The organism is Microcoleus sp. PH2017_09_SFU_O_A (genome assembly GCF_020738625.1).
Classification (GTDB): Bacteria; Cyanobacteriota; Cyanobacteriia; order Cyanobacteriales; family Microcoleaceae; genus Microcoleus.
In genome coordinates this window covers 1-14,286 of sequence record NZ_JAEQCF010000040.1, presented here as the reverse complement: position 1 = coordinate 14,286, position 14,286 = coordinate 1, and the positions used below count along the sequence as shown (strand labels likewise).

General features: G+C 44.4%; 12 protein-coding genes. 4 read left to right on the top strand and 8 right to left on the bottom strand.

The features are described from left to right. Window positions 1-47: 47 nt before the first annotated feature. Window positions 48-767, bottom strand: a complete 720-nt coding sequence (gene pgl, locus JGK16_RS16420; protein ID WP_293186421.1) for a 6-phosphogluconolactonase — start codon at window positions 765-767, stop codon at window positions 48-50. A gap of 221 nt (window positions 768-988) precedes the next feature. On the opposite strand from pgl, the gene tnpB reads away from it, so the two are divergent. Then, window positions 989-2,164, top strand: a complete 1,176-nt coding sequence (tnpB, locus tag JGK16_RS16415) for an IS200/IS605 family element RNA-guided endonuclease TnpB (protein WP_293191365.1) — start codon at window positions 989-991, stop codon at window positions 2,162-2,164. Between the two features lie 323 nt (window positions 2,165-2,487). Further along, window positions 2,488-3,828, top strand: coding sequence for a hypothetical protein (locus tag JGK16_RS16410; protein ID WP_293191363.1), 1,341 nt, complete (start codon window positions 2,488-2,490; stop codon window positions 3,826-3,828). 557 nt (window positions 3,829-4,385) lie between these two features. Here the strand turns inward: JGK16_RS16410 and JGK16_RS16405 are convergent. The 7 genes from JGK16_RS16405 to JGK16_RS16375 all read right to left on the bottom strand — a co-directional run bounded on the left by JGK16_RS16405 (window position 4,386) and on the right by JGK16_RS16375 (window position 10,354). Beyond that, window positions 4,386-5,552 (bottom strand): LptF/LptG family permease, encoded by a 1,167-nt coding sequence (locus JGK16_RS16405; protein WP_293186417.1) that lies wholly within the window; start codon window positions 5,550-5,552, stop codon window positions 4,386-4,388. Window positions 5,553-5,751: 199 nt separating this feature from the next. Continuing rightward, window positions 5,752-6,480, bottom strand: coding sequence for an LPS export ABC transporter ATP-binding protein (gene lptB, locus JGK16_RS16400; RefSeq protein WP_293186416.1), 729 nt, complete (start codon window positions 6,478-6,480; stop codon window positions 5,752-5,754). 409 nt (window positions 6,481-6,889) lie between these two features. Beyond that, window positions 6,890-7,402, bottom strand: a complete 513-nt coding sequence (locus JGK16_RS16395) for an LptA/OstA family protein (protein WP_293186414.1) — start codon at window positions 7,400-7,402, stop codon at window positions 6,890-6,892. 504 nt (window positions 7,403-7,906) lie between these two features. After that, the gene (locus JGK16_RS16390) at window positions 7,907-8,506 is read right to left on the bottom strand and encodes a class I SAM-dependent methyltransferase (protein ID WP_293186412.1); all 600 of its coding nucleotides are present in this window, start codon (window positions 8,504-8,506) and stop codon (window positions 7,907-7,909) included. A gap of 206 nt (window positions 8,507-8,712) precedes the next feature. Further along, window positions 8,713-9,102 carry a VOC family protein gene (locus tag JGK16_RS16385; RefSeq protein ID WP_293186411.1) on the bottom strand — a complete coding sequence of 130 codons (390 nt, stop codon included), beginning with the start codon at window positions 9,100-9,102 and terminating at the stop codon, window positions 8,713-8,715. 168 nt (window positions 9,103-9,270) lie between these two features. Then, window positions 9,271-9,684, bottom strand: a complete 414-nt coding sequence (locus JGK16_RS16380; protein ID WP_293186444.1) for a DUF309 domain-containing protein — start codon at window positions 9,682-9,684, stop codon at window positions 9,271-9,273. A gap of 307 nt (window positions 9,685-9,991) precedes the next feature. Then, entirely contained in the window at window positions 9,992-10,354 is a 363-nt protein-coding gene (locus tag JGK16_RS16375) for a ferredoxin-thioredoxin reductase catalytic domain-containing protein (RefSeq protein WP_293157224.1), read from the bottom strand. A gap of 300 nt (window positions 10,355-10,654) precedes the next feature. On the opposite strand from JGK16_RS16375, the gene cas6 reads away from it, so the two are divergent. Both cas6 and JGK16_RS16365 read left to right on the top strand, forming a co-directional pair. Beyond that, window positions 10,655-11,779: a CRISPR-associated endoribonuclease Cas6 gene (gene cas6, locus JGK16_RS16370; RefSeq protein WP_293186410.1), complete on the top strand. Its 1,125-nt coding sequence runs from the start codon at window positions 10,655-10,657 to the stop codon at window positions 11,777-11,779. Window positions 11,780-12,130: 351 nt separating this feature from the next. After that, a complete protein-coding gene (locus tag JGK16_RS16365) occupies window positions 12,131-13,879 on the top strand; it encodes a HAMP domain-containing sensor histidine kinase (protein ID WP_293191361.1) in 1,749 nt (582 codons plus the stop codon). The last annotated feature ends 407 nt before the right edge of the window (window positions 13,880-14,286 follow it).

Genomic DNA, 14,286 nt, shown 5'->3' with positions numbered 1-14,286 from the left:
TGAGTTAGTAATACTGCTGACAGTGCTGACTCTGGAGGCTCTCTCAGCTATTTTACTGCAACGCCTGCCGCAGCATCGAGCAGCCACCAAAGTTCGCCTTCTGGTTGAATGAGTCTGGCTGGATAGGTCATGGAGTCGGCTGCGGGGGCAAAAATTTGACTGAGGGCGGGTTGTTTGCTGGCTCCTGCCACCATGAAGATGACGCACCGGGCGCGGTTGATTAAGGGGAATGTAAAGGTGATGCGGGGTTGACCGTCTTTGTTGCCGACGGTTATTAGGGAGTCACGGACTTGTAAGGCTGGTGTGCCGGGGAATAGAGAGGCTGTGTGGGCGTCGTCTCCTATGCCCAATAGGATGATGTCGAAAGCGGGAAACTCGCCGTCGGATATTTTGAAGAATTGCTGCAATTCGGTTTGGTGCGTCGAGGCGTCGGCTGCGGGGTCAGCCGCGCCTGTGGGCATGGGGTGGATGTTGCTGGCGGGGATGTTTACTCGATCGAGCCAAGCGAGGCGCGCCATTTTTTGATTGCTGTCCGGGTGATCTGGCGCAACGTAGCGTTCGTCACCCCAGAAAACGTGAATTTTGTCCCAAGGCAGGTCTTGGGTGGCGATCGCTCTGTAGAGCGGTTCTGGTGTGCTGCCACCCGCCAAGGCGATCGTGCAAACTCCACGTTCTGCGATCGCTGCTGGGATTTTGGACAGGACAACCGCGAGCGATCGCTCTATGAGTTCTTCCCGATTTGCTAATACTTCTACTACTTTTTTCATTAATTTCCTCTCAACTTTTCTCTTCGTCTGGAGCTGGGCAATTACTCAAATTCGGCCTTGACATTTTGCTTTGAGGTCGATCGGCTGATACGCTTGGAAGGCTCTACACAGCGTCAAGTCGGATTTTATCAGAAGAATGGGTTTAAAACCCCGTCTTTTAAGACAGCTTTGTATTTAATTTTTTTCTATGTTACCATAGTATTAGTAGTTTGGTAAGCAAAATGCTAAAAGCCTTCAAGTACAGAATATATCCTACCAGTGAGCAATCCATTTTGCTTGCGAAGTCGTTTGGCTGTGCAAGATGGTTTTACAACTACACGCTCAATCTAACGTCTGAAACCTATAAGCAAACAGGGAAAGGATTAAGTAGAAATGAAATAATCAATCTTCTACCTTCTCTTAAGAAAGAGTACGAATGGCTGACAGAAGCACCATCACAAGCCCTGCAGCAAGCAGCCTTAAATCTTTCTAGTGCTTTCCTTAACTTTTTTGAAGGTAGGGCTAAATATCCTAACTTTAAGAAAAAGCGGAATAGACAATCTATTAGATTTCCTCAAGGATGTAAATTAAAAGACGATATATTGAGATTGCCTAAAATTGGTGATGTTCATTGTAAAGTTTCAAGGCAACCAGAAGGGACTCTAAAATCTGTCACGGTTTCAGTTAATCCATCGGGGGAATATTTTGCAGCCTGCCTCTATGATGATGGTAAAGATTTACCTGAAAAATCATCAGAAGGAAAGGCGATTGGGATAGACGTTGGTTTAACCCATTACGCTATTACATCCGATGGAACCAAGCATGGGAATCCTAAATATTATCGAAAATATGAAAAGAAGTTAGCTAAGAGACAAAAGCAACTAAGCCGTAAGCTTAAAGGTTCTAATAACCGTCATAAAGCTAGGATTAAAGTTGCCAAGGTTCACACTAAGATTGTCCGATGTCGCGAAGATTTTATACACAAACTAAGTCGTAAATTAGTTGACGAAAATCAAGTCATAGTTGTAGAGAATCTAGCAGTTAGAAACATGGTGAAAAACCACAAACTAGCTAAATCAATTAGTGATGCTGGTTGGGGAGATTTTTGTACCATGCTGAAATACAAGTCGGAATGGGAAGGAAAAATCTACATCGAAGTAGATAGGTTCTATCCCAGTTCTAAGACTTGTAATAACTGTTTAAATCGCGTGGATAGCTTGAGTTTGGATATTCGTAGTTGGCAATGTCCTAAATGTGGAGAAAACCATGATAGAGATATTAATGCTGCTAAGAATATTCGGGATGAAGGTTTACGAATTTTGGCGGTAGGGCATACCGTTACTGCTTCAGGAGGGAGAGTAAGACCGAGTAAAGGCACTGCTTTTACAAGGCATCTCCCTGTGAATGAAGAATCCTAGCCGTTTACGGCGGGGAGTGTCAACATTCTTATGTCTGCTTTATTTTGCTGGGCAAAACTTATTTCGGTCGGTACTCAATCGAGCTTCACCTGTTGGATACATCTGTAGCAACAGTTTCCGAGAGTTAGGACGTTCTTAATTGCACTTTTCACAGGATATATGTAGAACTTCCTTCATAGTTCTTGCTTCTGCTATTATATTTTTTGCAACTTGCAATCAAAATCGCGATCGCACTTACCTGGGGACAGCAAAAATCATCAAGATTGATGTGGTAGACTATGGAAAATAGTTTTAGGTCCCGAGGCTCGGATGGAAGCAAAACTATGTCAAATTTTAAGAAATTTCCTACATCTGTCCGCTATCTAATAGCGCGTTTCCGCCACTGGACGCAACCGTCGGTTTGGGCTCCGCTAGCCGTGCTGTGTGCGGGGGGGTTATTTATCTGGGAAGTCTCCGTACATCCAGAAAGGTTGAGCATAGATGGCGAAGAAGAAGCAGCAAACTCAAACAATCCAGATGCGATTCCCGGACTGTCTGCTGAAGATAGTGCCATTGCTGCTGAAATCGACAGCTTGCCGGTGCTAGTCAATCAGTTCAATCGCTCCAATTCTGAACTGAACTTGTTCAATTCATCAGCAGTCAAAGGCAAAGGTTTATTCGACGAAATTCGCACTCGCGGCTTAGAAAAGCCTAAGCCATCTTCAGAGCCAAAGTCGGCGGCAATCAACACATTTGTGTCGCTGTCAAATTTACAAAATCCTGCGATTGGGACAGTCAACAATAACCCGCAAAATTCCAGCTTACCAAGTTCAAACCCGACATCTGATTTGAGTTTATCTGGCAGTGGGACGACCATTTCCGGCATAAGAGCGATCGAGCCTGAGTCTGCGGGTGCACCGGAAGCATCAGGTAGCGGTAATTCCGGCAAACAAAACGACAATCCTCTGCCTTTGAGTCCGCTGCAAGCAGCCATGAAAAAATACATCGCTGCTAATACTTCAGCAACGGCGGCGGCCGTGAAAAGTGCAAACACCCCTAAATTGCTCGATCGACCGGCTTCCCTTGGATCTGGGACAAATCCGGCAAATTTGTTGCCAACGGTCGCTACAGCTCAAGGAAAAGCAAATCCTGGGAATGTTCCTGCGACAATCTCCCCACTTCCGGCTTCTACTAATACAATTATTAGCGACTCTCAACAATTTTTAAACCCGGCAGCTACACTTCCTGAATCATTTACCGGGTTAAATTCCAAAGCATCAGTCATCCCCACAATTACTCCACAGGTTCCAACGGTGGCTTTGCCCAAAAATCCCTATCAAACTAATTTATCCGACTCGGGCTTGATACCGGAAGTTCAACCTGTGGCGCTTCCTGTCGCCACACCTTCACCAATACCGCTAATTCCGAATTTCGGGCAATCCCCTAGCACGGGAGTAAACAAGATCATTAATCCTCAATTCTCTCCCAATTCAGCGAATTCTCAATTTCAACAACCTCAACCAAGTCAGATTAATTTGCCAAGCCAGCCTAACTTTGGAGCAGTTCCTCAAAACACCAATCAGGGCGGGCAGCCAATTCAACCGCAACCTTTTTCTACACCTCGCTCTTTGACTCCGGGACGCTATATTGGTGGCGGCGAAATTAATACTTTTGCTAATCCTTAAATGAAGGAAGAAGGAAGAAGGAAGAAGGAAGAAGGAAGAAGGAAGCGGAGCATCTCAGTTTTGCATCTGTAGTGCTGTCCCCGCTCGCGAGCTATACGAGCTCGCACTGTAAAAAAATGTTTTTTGCAAAAATGAGATGCTCCCGAAGGAAGAAGTTGAATTGTAGGGTGTGTCGCCCTTGAGAATCCCTGAAGTTGACAGACAATTTCACATATCCGCACCTGAAAAACACGGTTGAATTGTAGGGTGTGTCGCCCTTGACAATGCCGGAATTTGACAGACATTTTTACAGATCCGCACCTGAAAAACCCGGTTGAATTGTAGGGTGTGTCGCCCTTGACAATGCCGGAATTTGACAGACATTTTTACAGATCCGCACCTGAAAAACACGGATGGAAGAAACAAACCTAACACTTTTTTGTAGTAAAAATTTGGAGAAATGGTATAAGGTGCGTCGCCATGAGATTGTCGATATTGAGTTAGAGATTTTTCTTGAGCGACGCACCCTACGACTGTTAATTTTTCCAATTCTCAATTCCCAATTTGATTGGTAAAACTTACCTAGAGGCGGCTCTTCCCAACAACAATCCGCCGATTCCTAAGCCAAAGGCGATCGGCAACCAAGCCGATAGAATCGGTGTTAAAACAGCTTTCACGCCCATCGAACTGGTGACGAAAGAAAATACATAGTAAGTAAAAATCACCACTACGCTAATACCAAAACTTGTTCCTTTCCCCGATCGCCGCGGTTGAGTTCCCAAAGCGGCTCCCACTAAACCAAATACCAAGCACACGAAGGGAAAAGCATATTTTTCTTGAATTCGCACCCGGAGTTTGCGAATTTGCGGTGCATCGCCGCTGTTTTTAATGATTTCCAAACGCTCTAAAGCTTGAGCAATATTCATTTCCTTGAAATCTCGCACTCTCGCAGCTAAATCTAAGGGCGTGCGGGGAAGTTGCAACTGCTGGTGTTGAAACCTAACTATATTGCGGTAAGAGCCGTCTGGAGCTACTATATAAGCGGTGCCGTTGAAAAAATCCCAGGTGTTTTCTGAGGGATTCCAAGTCGCTGATTCTGAAGAAACGATTTGATTGAGACCTGGTGCGGAGCGATCGATAATTGTTAAACCTTTCATTTGCTGGCCGTCAAACTGTTCTGCATAAAAAAAGCGGGACAGGATTTCTTCGCCACCTTTTTCGGGTTTGCGAAATTCTGTGTAAATAATATTTCGATCTTGAAATGTCGGTTTTTCTCGCTTCAGGGCTCTGTCTAAAGTTAAAGTGGCTCTGTAACTGGCGGCGGGTACAACTAATTCTTGCAAAGCAAAGGTGAAGCCGGCAACGATTAAACTCATAATGACTGCGGGCATTATCAATCGGTAAACGCTAACTCCGCAACTGCGGAGGGCGATGAGTTCGCTGTCGCTGGAGAGTCGGCTGTAGCTCATTAAGGTTGCTAGCAGCATTGACATGGGGAAAGCTAATACTACAAAGTACGGAATTTGCAGCAGAAAAATTTCCAGGGCGGCGCCGTAGGGGAGGCCTGATTCTGCTACTCTGCGGACTAATTCAAATAACGCTCCCACGGTGACGGCGACTGATGTAAATAGTCCGACGCCAAACAGAAATGGGCCGATTAGTTCTTTGGTAATGTACCAGTCCATTACTGAAATTCTCGGCAGCCAGTTGAGGGGATTGAAGGATTTGGACGTTGCTATTTTCATACTTTGGCGTTTTTGCCGATCGCTCCTTAAGTTAAAATTTAAATTCTCAATTCTAAATTTCTTGGGAGTTACGCAGGGGTGGTCAGAAACCGGGTTTTTTTACGAAAATCCTTCGTTATATTCCAAAGATTAACTAAAAAACCCGGTTTCTTGGACTTTGAATGCGTAAGTCCTGTTTCTGTCTTGTGCTTTTAAAAGACTATCGCACGAAGTTGTCGCCTAGGTAATACTGCCGCACTAAAGGGTTGCTGTAGAGTTCTTCTTCAGCCCCGGAGGCTAAAATTTGGCCGTCTCGCATGATGTAGGCTCGATCGGTAATTTCGAGGGTTTCTCGGACGTTGTGATCGGTGATCAGGATGCCGATTTTACGATCGCGCAGTTTGGCAATAATCGTCTGAATTTCATCAACGGCGATCGGATCGACGCCTGCAAACGGTTCGTCTAAAAATAGAAACATCGGGCCGTCTCGCCCAGCGGCTAAGGCTCTTGCTAGCTCAGTCCGCCGTCTTTCTCCCCCGGAGATTTGAATTCCCAAACTGGATGCTATTTTTTCTAAGCGAAATTCTTGCAACAGGAAATCGACTCGCTGCTTCCATTCCCAGCGTGGCACTTGAGTTTGTTCTAAAACTAACAAAATGTTGTCGCGGACGCTCATGTTGCGAAAAATGCTGGCTTCTTGAGCGAGATAGCCTATTCCCAACTCCGCTCGTTTGTGCATCGGCAATTTAGTGATGTCTAAATCGTTGAGCCAAACAGTTCCTTGATTGGGTTTTTCTAATCCGGTAGCTATGTAAAATGTTGTGGTTTTGCCTGCACCGTTGGGGCCGAGGAGTCCGACGATTTCTCCTTGGGCTACTGAAAGGTTGACGCGACTGACTACATTGCGTTTTCCGTAGGATTTGTGAATATTTTCGAGTACAATTTTCATGCTCGTCGAGGCAACTTTTAAGAAGAAGTCATTAGTCATTAGTCATCAGTCATCAGTCAGGGAGCATCTCATTTTTGCAAAAAGCATTTTTCTTTGAGTGCGAGCGTCCCCGCTCGCGTATTGTACAATACGCGAGCGGGGACGCTCGCACTATTAAAAGCAAAACTGAGATGCACCCATCAGTCATCAGTCATCAGTCATCAGTCATCAGTCATCAGTTGGTCAACTGTCAACTGTCAACTGTCATTCGCATCTATTCTGGGTTCTCGATTGTCGCGCATTTCAGCTTTGAGATCGGAACAGGCAGGATGCCTGTTCCACAAGAATGGCAATAAAAATTATTGTTTTAGGTAGATATGCAACAGTTGATGTTTTTGCCGATGCGAAATTTTGCTGCTACCGGGGGCTGTTACTTAGGAGCTGTTCGGGAACGGGCGGGCGGTTTAACAGCGGGATTTGGATTAACCGGAGCTGGTTTGGGCCCGATCGAATTTTGGGCTGCTGCATCTTGTTCTGGCGCCACCAGATAGACGGATTCTACTTGTCCTGGATTGTCTGGGAGCGCAATAAACCGCCCTTCGTCAATCAGGTATGTGATGGTTTCGCCGCGCAGGCTGTTTCCCTGCTGCAATACGTACACGTCACCGCTGAGAATGATCCGGCGCTCGCGGCTGAAGTATTGAGCTTGAGCTGCGGTTGCTTGTATTTGGCGGGCTGGGTAGTTGATTTGGACGTTGCCGCGGGCTGTCACGATGCCGGTTTTGGAGTCGGCTTCTTGGATGTCCGATCGCACGGAAAGAGTGCGGGGCGGTGCGGCTTGCGGGTAGGTAGGAGAGGCGATCGCGCCAGCCAGAGTCAGCGGCAACAGCAGCGATAATCCTTTGAATAGGCGGGAATTGAGTAGTTTAGCGGAGGGCATCATAGCTTGCAAGCCTCAAAATTTTTGAAATTGCTGAAGGGCATTATCTCACCCCTGATTTTTCTCTATGGAGATTAGATCCACCACACCCGATCGGTTAGGTATTTTATCTTAACGGCCGTGAAAAATTCCCGTAAGGTCGATCGACCTGCCCGAGAGCGTCAACCAATTATCCTAGCAAGACAATAGCCCTTTCTTCGCCTGTTTGGATGATTTACTGGAGAAAGCAAGTTTTTTGACGGTTTGGGCGATCGGGAAGTTTCGGGCAGTCTCAAAGGTAGATTGCATAAGCTGTCCGCAAAAAGATAATCTTACAACTGTGCTGATAAAAGTCAGAATCTTTGGAAACAATTAGTCCACATTGTCCCGTTCGATCCAGCGTGCGGCTGTGAATTTCCCATTGCTTGCCCCGGCTCCAACGCACTGTTAGCCTGCGCTTTGCAGCCATCATACTTCCATAGGCAACATTAACTACCCAAGCTGGTACAAATCCATTCCAATCGTCGCTCAAGTCTTTTGAGCAATGATATAAACATGATTCTCAGGATATTGATCGTATTCAAGGTGAAGGGATGTAAATTGAGACTCACTCAGAATCTTTAGGAAAGCATTTACACCTAGTGTGCTGTACTCAAAGTCTTGACCTTGAAATGTTCCAGAAACTTCACCTGCTTCATGCCCACCCCCACACGTGAACATCAATACACCATCAGGTTCAAGAGCATTGCATAGCTTTTTCATCACAGATTCTTGCATATCTAGCGGCAGATGAAATGTGCTGTCCCAAGCAACAATCAAGCTGTAGGGTTTGGGAGGATTCCAACAGCAGATGTCTGCTTGATAGAAGACGATGTTTGGATGCAGTTGTTTGGCTAAATCAATCATTTCTGAGGAAATATCAAGTCCTTCCACTTGAAATCCATGTTCGCTTAGGACTTTAATAAAGCGTCCACTGCTTCCACACCCTATATCAAGAGCTACCTGCTTTTTATGGGTGAATTGAATAGCACGCTCCAACTGTGGGATACCATAAAGCGAATCTTGATGCTGAGTTTGCCACCAGTGGGCAATACGATCGTATCGGGCTGCTGTATCCTCTGTATCCATGTTTATTCTTACTTATGACTGTCTCAGCATTAACCTGAAGCAACCTAACGTTCCCAATCACCCGCCGCAGATACACTCAAACTCAAACTGATAACCTATCAGCGGTCAGTGTGCATTGGGGTTGTTAGCTGGCTGGCGCATACTCATTACCTAAATCAAAGCAAAAAATTGATTGCAACTACTTGAACTCAATACAGATGTAATCTTCATTTTTCCAACTCACTAAATGGTGAGCAAATATCTATCAAGCAACCATTCGGATCAACAGTTAAGAATCGACGCTGCCCATAAAATTCGTTTCTTAGTTCTTGAACTATGCGAAGCCCCATAGCTACTGCTTTTTCGTAGACTAGATCAACCTCGGGAACCACAAAAGTTACATACATACCTGAAGGAGCGGTTTGATATTCTTGTGGAACTAAACTATGACTACGAAGAATGATTCCAAACTCTAGTTCTTTATTAGACGGACTACGAAGTTGAACATACCAATCACTATCGTAGCTCACATCAAAGCCAAGCAAGGTCACATAAAAATCTCGGCTTTCAGCAAGTCGATCGGAGCAAATGTTTGTAAGAATGCGGCTAAAACTCATGAGTCTTCCTAATCATTGGTTTAGTCCAGCTAACTGCTAATTATATAGCAAATGCGGTACAATACATAAAATGGCATAAAAATACCGCAGGTCGCTCATGTATATCAACCCCTGCTTACTCCAGATCGCAATCTCCTTTTATCGATCGAGTTCGGTGTACCAGCCTGCTCATATTGAAGTTTGTTCTAGTTTGATAATTCGCGGCAATCGCAAGCCTGCAACTTCTGCACCTGTTAACAACGGTACAAATTCAGCGACTTTTTCCGGGCCAGCTTGCTGCAAAGCACTCAAGAGTTTAGCACTTTGTCCGAGCAAATCTTCAACGGCAATTCCCGCATAACTCGGTTGATAATAATTGAGCCGATTTATGCCTTCTCCCAGCAAGATTACTGCACCGCGCCAGTTTTGATTGCTTAGGTGATAAAGCGCGACAGAAATTTGCAATATTCCCTGATAAAATCTTTTGTCCGGCTCGCCGGCTTCCATCCACAAAGCCTCTAAGGTATCGTGACAAGCGTAAAAATCTTGGCTGTTAAACTGTTCGATACCTTGCCAAAACTCGATCGGCATTTCCTCTGTCATTCGCTTGGAGATTGGGATTTTGGATTGGGGATGCGTGTTAGAGTAGGCGGCGATCGTTGAGGTCGCTGTCAACTGTCAACTGTCAATTGTCAACTGATTTACGACCTATTTTCACAACAATTACCAATTTTACCAGAAAGAATTGGTTTAAAGCCCCAAGCCCGATCGGGAAAAATTAAAAGAAGACTATTCATTACTCCAATCCTCTTTCTTTCAGGTAGAGGTAGCTCTCAACTGTCAAGCGGTCAACTGTCAACTGTCAACTGTCAACTGTCAACTGTCAACTGAAGACCGCCTACTTAACCGATTACATGGTCTCTCTGACTGCTTGAATCTGATCCATGCTAATTTCCTGATTAGTTCCAGCAAAATCGTTATCTGGCGTCAGAAATAACATACAGTGACATTCTTTCCGCTCGCGCATGGGAATGCAAGGACAGTTCCAGTAGGCGGCTTTGACTTCGGCTTCTTTATCTTCGTAATGGCGACAAGGGCATAGGGGAGCACCTAGTTCATCTTTGTGCTTTGCTAGTCCTTCTATAACGACAGCAGTGACTGAAGGCTCGGAACAAAAGTAAGTTCCGGTGCGCTTGGCGTAGGTTTCGGAGAAATTCTTCATCGCCTCCAAAGTTTTTTCGTTGGAGAGTTTGGATTTTTCTGTTGTGTTCATAGTTGAGGATCGGAGTTGAGGATGCTACGAGCTTTTGACAATTGTACCCCAGAATGTGATTTTAAACACTTGTATATTTCTCTTTACTTACAAGGAGGAAAAACTTGACAAAAATTGAGTTTTAGGTTGTCGGTTTTTTGGTGATTTTTCTGCATCCCTCCGATTTCGGGAAACTGGCGGTTGACACGGTTTTTGGAGCTGCTAATAGATTTGACCGATCGCCCGCCCAGACAAAAACATCCCCCAACGGGGATAAAAAAAGATAAAATATGAGACCGCTGTCCCTGTTTCCGGCATCTCATGGCAATTTCCCCGCATCCCACCCGCACCAAAAAAGTTCCTTCCTCTAAGCTAATTTGGCCCGCTGACACCGAGTTAGTCGGATTAGTGTTTGAATTGACCCCCCGCGCAGCTAGCTATCTGTACGCGCAGTATGCTATAGGTTTGCACGCTTGGTTTTTGCATCAAATTCAGGAAACTGACCCGGAATTATCGCAACTTTTGCACGACTCGCAGTCAGAAAAAGCCTTTACTATTTCGGGATTGGAGGGTGATTTGCTTCCAGCCGGTAAGGAATTTCAGCTTTTGGGCGATCGCATTTACCGCTGGTATGTCACAGGACTGTCCCAGCAAGTAGTACAATGGCTGAGTCAGTGGCTGCAAAATTTGCCCCAAGAGATTGATTTGCGAAATGCTCCGCTGGTAATTCGCTCTTGGGATATTGCTTTTTCTCCCACAACTTACCAGCAATTGCTAACAGCAGAACATCCATTATCTAGAAACATAAAACTTAGTTTTGTAACTCCTACAAGCTTTCGCAGCAAAGGGCATCACTTCCCGCTACCAGTTCCCGAAAATGTTTTTCACAGCTATTTGCGCCGCTGGAATAACTTTTCGGGTATGAATGTTGACCAAGCAGAATTTCTGAATTGGATTGACGAAAATGTAATTATTAGCCGCCACAAGTTGGAGTCGCAAAAGGTGGCGGCGGGCAAAAAAGGCATGGTAACGGGATTTACTGGGGCTGTGGAATTTGCGATCGGGCGATCGGCCGGATTGCGCCCTGATTTTGTACAATTATTTTATGCCTTGGGGCAATTAGCACCTTACTGCGGCACGGGCCACAAAACAACCTTTGGATTGGGACAAACGCGATCGCAATGGTTGACAGAATCCCTACCCGAAGTCTCTATCCAAAGCGTATTGGCGGCGCGAATCGATGAATTGACAGAGAAGTTTATGGCGCACAGAAAGCGTACAGGCGGGAGTCGGGCTGGTGAGATTGCGGAAACTTGGGCGACGATTTTAGCGCGCCGGGAATTGGGGGAATCTTTGTTCGATATTGCTGCTGATTTGGAAATGCCTTATGAAACTGTGAAAACTTATGTAAAATTAGCAAGAAGAGCTTTGAAAGTCGAGGATTGAAGCATACACAAAATTAAAAAGCACAGGGGTGTATCTGGCGCAAGGCAAATATATCTGTAGGGGCGAAGCATGACCGCAGAAAATAGGAGATTATAACTAATAACTTATATGCGGTCATGCTTCGCCCTCTTCCTTGCGCCAGATGCGCCCGATCTATTTACTATTAGGAGACCTGAGAAAAATTCTCGAATTAGTTGATTTATTTTCATTCCTGGTTTTTGTTTTTTACAAGTAATTGTGATTATAATATATCCAGTGTCCACCATGAGTTCTATGCCCGAACCTAAAAATAGATTTAAACTTGGTCTCTTATTAGATCTATATGAGAGCCATTTCTTAAAGCATTCATTTATGCGAAAGTTGCGTTTACGTCATCTGAAGCATTGGTTCAGTTGTCTCAAGGTAGGACAAAAGATTAGTGTGGGCTATGGACTGGCGCTGGGAGTGGCAATTCTGGGAACCGCTACAGGAATCTCGATCGCTGACCAATATCATCAGCAAGCTGTTAGACACGAACAAAATGCGATCGAAGAAACTCAATTCATCAGTGAATTGCAGATCCAGCTCGTTCAAGTTCTTCTCCACCAACAGCAGATCCTGATGCTATTGGAAAATCGAGATTTGCTAGACCAACAGTATTCCTATTTTTTAAACCATGTGGCTCTATTCAAAAAAGAATGGTCTGAGTTTAAATCTTCGGAAGGGGATACAAAAAATCATAAGGTTGACGAGTCACCTGCTGAAATAAATACCGTCAGACGTTTTCTGCAAGCCAATCAAGAGATTCCAGAGGCTTACTTGCAGCAGACAGAGGCGATATTAAAGGCAATTAATTCCGCTGAATTATCACCCGCAGAAATTCAGATATTCCGCAGCCAGCTCTTGACTTTTGGTAGCAGTCCTACATCGCTGCAATTGAAGAAATTTTTACAAGATATAGAGCAATTAAAGGTAAGGGCGTATAAAGATTACAAAGAAGCAAAAACTGAGTTTGCAAATGTACAGGTGCTACGAGTACAGGTTATTGCTGGGAGCATGATTTTGTCAGTGGCGATCGCCATTTTCCTCGCGATTTATACCAGTCGGGCGATCGCTCGTCCCCTCCAACAAGTCACCCATATTGCCCAGGAAGCAACCCAAACGGGCAATTTTGATTTACAAGCTGCTGTTACCACTCAAGATGAAATTGGTATATTAGCAACAGCCCTAAATCAAATGATTCGACGAGTCAAGCAACTGCTACAGGAACAACAAGCCGCATCCACAGAACGCCTAATTCAACATGAAAAAATGGCGACTTTGGGACAGTTGATTGCAGGAGTAACCCATGACATTAACAATCCAATTAATTCCATAGCCGGCAACCTAACCCATACTGACAGATACCTAAAAGACTTACTAGAACATTTGCACATCTATCAGCAGCATTACCCCGAACCTGCGTCAGAAATTATCGAACACGCTGAAGCCATTGAGCTAGAATTTGTAGAAGAAGATATACCCCTAATGCTTGCATCTCTTCAGCAGAGTGCTGAACGTATCCGCGATATCAGTTATTCCATGCGGTTGTTTGCACGAGCAGACTCTTCCCAAAAGATTGCTTTCGATATCCACGAAGGCATCAACAGCACGCTATTAATTTTGAAACACAGACTCAAAGCCAATAATAATTATTCGGAAATTACTGTTGCCAAAAATTACGGCAAGTTGCCAAAGATTAAATGTTTCGCTGGACAATTAAATCAAGTATTTATGAACATTATTGGCAATAGTATTGATGCCCTAGATGATGTAATGGATCGAAGTAAAAATTCTGATAATTCTGAACTCGTGCTGATTCCTTCTATTCAAATTCAAACTGAAATTATCGAAGATAATTGGGTCAGAATTAGGATTGCTGACAATGGTTCAGGCATCGATGAAGCGTTGAAATTACGCTTATTTGAGTCATTCTTTACAACCAAAGATGCCGGGAAAGGCACCGGGCTAGGACTCTCAATGAGTCACCAGATTGTGACGGAAAAGCATGGGGGGAAACTCTACTGCAATTCCCAACCTGGACAGGGAGCGGAGTTTGTGATTGAGTTACCTATTGGTTAATTTTAATGAATAATCAAAAGCAGAGTTATACGAATTTTTTATGAGGCTGCATAGAATCCGAATACAAATTAGGTACGTAGTTGCGCTTTAGCGCTCTTTATAATATTAGGAAAGAACGCTAAAGCGCAACTACGTACCTATGATGACAATAAAATCAGCCTGCTTATTCAGGGGAACTTAGGGGAGATCGGGATATGTGCAAGTTCACATTAAATTGGTATTATAAAACTTTATTAAGTTTGTAAGCAGTAGTAAGCAATAGTAGTATCATCTAGTCAAAATGGTCAAGAGAATTATTGCGATCGTCAAAAAATGGAGAGTCTGAATGCAACTAGCAGAGAGGCACATCATTAAATCCACCGAGAATCGTTTTGTTGAAATTGACGAATTAGCCTTTAAATCCAAAA

Bases quoted from the DNA above. Each gene is read 5' to 3' on its own strand.
- JGK16_RS16405 (WP_293186417.1), bottom strand. From the start codon at position 5,552: ATGAAAATAGCAACGTCCAAATCCTTCAATCCCCTCAACTGGCTGCCG.
- pgl (WP_293186421.1), bottom strand. From the start codon at position 767: ATGAAAAAAGTAGTAGAAGTATTAGCAAATCGGGAAGAACTCATAGAG.
- JGK16_RS16365 (WP_293191361.1), top strand. From the start codon at position 12,131: ATGCGAAAGTTGCGTTTACGTCATCTGAAGCATTGGTTCAGTTGTCTC.
- JGK16_RS16390 (WP_293186412.1), bottom strand. From the start codon at position 8,506: ATGGATACAGAGGATACAGCAGCCCGATACGATCGTATTGCCCACTGG.
- JGK16_RS16380 (WP_293186444.1), bottom strand. From the start codon at position 9,684: ATGACAGAGGAAATGCCGATCGAGTTTTGGCAAGGTATCGAACAGTTT.
- JGK16_RS16385 (WP_293186411.1), bottom strand. From the start codon at position 9,102: ATGAGTTTTAGCCGCATTCTTACAAACATTTGCTCCGATCGACTTGCT.
- lptB (WP_293186416.1), bottom strand. From the start codon at position 6,480: ATGAAAATTGTACTCGAAAATATTCACAAATCCTACGGAAAACGCAAT.
- JGK16_RS16375 (WP_293157224.1), bottom strand. From the start codon at position 10,354: ATGAACACAACAGAAAAATCCAAACTCTCCAACGAAAAAACTTTGGAG.
- JGK16_RS16395 (WP_293186414.1), bottom strand. From the start codon at position 7,402: ATGATGCCCTCCGCTAAACTACTCAATTCCCGCCTATTCAAAGGATTA.
- JGK16_RS16410 (WP_293191363.1), top strand. From the start codon at position 2,488: ATGTCAAATTTTAAGAAATTTCCTACATCTGTCCGCTATCTAATAGCG.
- cas6 (WP_293186410.1), top strand. From the start codon at position 10,655: ATGGCAATTTCCCCGCATCCCACCCGCACCAAAAAAGTTCCTTCCTCT.
- tnpB (WP_293191365.1), top strand. From the start codon at position 989: ATGCTAAAAGCCTTCAAGTACAGAATATATCCTACCAGTGAGCAATCC.